Annotated in this window: 1 protein-coding gene; it reads left to right on the top strand. The window is 42.5% G+C overall.

Going from position 1 to position 2,041, the window contains the following annotated elements:
• Positions 1-126 precede the first annotated feature (126 nt).
• Positions 127-1,983, top strand: coding sequence for a DEAD/DEAH box helicase (locus tag F566_RS31380; RefSeq protein WP_020404967.1), 1,857 nt, complete (start codon positions 127-129; stop codon positions 1,981-1,983).
• The last annotated feature ends 58 nt before the right edge of the window (positions 1,984-2,041 follow it).

Raw genomic sequence — 2,041 nt, 5'->3', positions numbered from 1 at the left:
TCTTTTGAGTACTTCTTTCGTGTGGTCAATTTCTTCATCTCCAGTTAGGGGTATTATCCTTAACTGGGTTGGTCTGTTCTATTAGGCCACGTCAGTTCTATTAGGCCACGTCAGAGAGGGCTGCTAATGAAGCTTGAAGCGCCCTCAAAGAAAATGCTGGCAATTACGAAATCGAAAGCAAAGATGTATGAGTTTGCTATTGATGAAGCATCCCATATAGAGCTGCCTGTCGATCCACGTAAGCTATTGGTTACGACTATTGGCATATTAGGCGACTTGTCTGCTATCGAAGCTCGTGAAGAACAACAGGTTGAAGAGACTGATGAACATGAAGAGTTAAAGTCTAAGCTTATATCCGTTGGGCAATATTTTGATGCTTTGATTCAGTCGCATCTGGCTGATGAGATGACTATTTATCTAAAGGTTATAGGTTCGGCGGCCTACTATCTAGCGAACATGCCTGGCAGCTCCATCGTTCTAGCCAAAAGTTTACCCTATGAAACAGAGCTGCTCACTGACACTAATCTTGAGGGGGTTTTGATATGGATATTAAAGTCTGACTTTGACAAAGGTTGGTATCGCGTCGAAGAAACCTATTTAACTCAAGCTATAGATGATGTCGGCTATGCCACTCGAAGATTCTTTAGTTTAAGCGTTAATGCTGAGAGTTTAAAACGGGCAATACAGGTCTTAAGGCACGAAGTTTACGGAAAAGGTTCTGATAGAGAGCTTTTATTTGTTGATATTATTTCTTCTATCCTGCTAAGAAAAATCAAAAACTCGTCAATCAACTGTTTGCCAAAATATACACAAATCCCCATAGAGAAATGGGTCAATGTGATTACTAAGCCAAAATTTGTTCAAGAGTTTTGGCCAGCTCAGAGGTTGCTGGGTGAGCAAGGCGTTTTGTCTGGTTTATCTGCCGTTGTGCAGATGCCCACGAGCGCGGGAAAGACAAAATCGACAGAATTAATAGTTCGAAGCTCTTTTTTGTCAGGGCGTTCTGATGTTGCCGTAATTGTAGCGCCATTTAGAGCTTTGTGCAGGGAGATTACCGCTACATTTGAACATGCGTTCGAAGATGAAGATGTAAATATCAATGAATTGCAAGATGTTCTGGATATTTCCGATAGTGACGACGATCTCATAAGATTTTTAACCGGACAAGCCTCCAAGGATGGAATGGCGACCAAGTCTATAGTCGTTACCACACCCGAGAAACTTGTTTATCTTTTGAGGCATGAACCTGCTTTAGCTGACTCAATTGGTTTGCTTATTTTTGACGAAGGTCATCAGTTTGACACTGGAAGGAGAGGTGTCACTTATGAGCTATTGATGGCCTACCTCAAATCCCGAGTAGGTGATGATGTTCAGAAGGTTTTGATCTCCGCAGTAATGGCTAACGCAAACTCTATTGGCGAATGGCTTAATGGGGAGGCCGGTATTGAGATTCAAGGTGCCGGATGTATACCAACAGTAAGAAGTACAGCCTTCGCAAGCTGGCAAACTGAAATGGGTCAACTCCAATATATCGATCAAGATCGTGAGGCAGATAGAGATTTTTTCGTTCCTAGGGTGATTGAGCAAATAAACCTCGGAACGAGAGGTCGAGAGAGGACCGATCGGCTTTTTCCCGCCAGAAACGATAACCCCAGCATCGCAGCTTATTTAGGGCTTAAATTATGCCATCAAGGGCCTGTTGCAATCTTCTGCGGTGTAAAAAGTACTGTCACGTCAATATGCGATCTTTTAGTTGATTACTACGACAGAGGTCTTGTTTTACCACCACCGAGCACTTCTAGTGATCAAAGCGAATTGGATAAAATTGCTCATCTTGCCAGTTTACATTTTGGAGATGAGTTTATATTTACACGTTCGATTTCCCTTGGAATATTACCGCATAGTTCCAACATTCCGAATGGAATCCGGGTTTCTGTAGAGTGGGCAATGACGTGGCCTAATAGAACAGACCAACCCAGTTAAGGATAATACCCCTAACTGGAGATGAAGAAATTGACCACACGAAAGAAGTACTCAAAAG

The sequence above is a fragment of the Hahella ganghwensis DSM 17046 genome (genome assembly GCF_000376785.1).
Taxonomy (GTDB): Bacteria; Pseudomonadota; Gammaproteobacteria; order Pseudomonadales; family Oleiphilaceae; genus Hahella; species Hahella ganghwensis.
The sequence above is the reverse complement of the archived record's forward strand: the minus strand, read 5'-3'. Positions and strand labels throughout refer to the sequence as shown.

What these genes read in the sequence shown, in the direction of transcription:
- F566_RS31380 (WP_020404967.1), top strand. Translation starts at nt 127, where the DNA reads ATGAAGCTTGAAGCGCCCTCAAAGAAAATGCTGGCAATTACGAAATCG.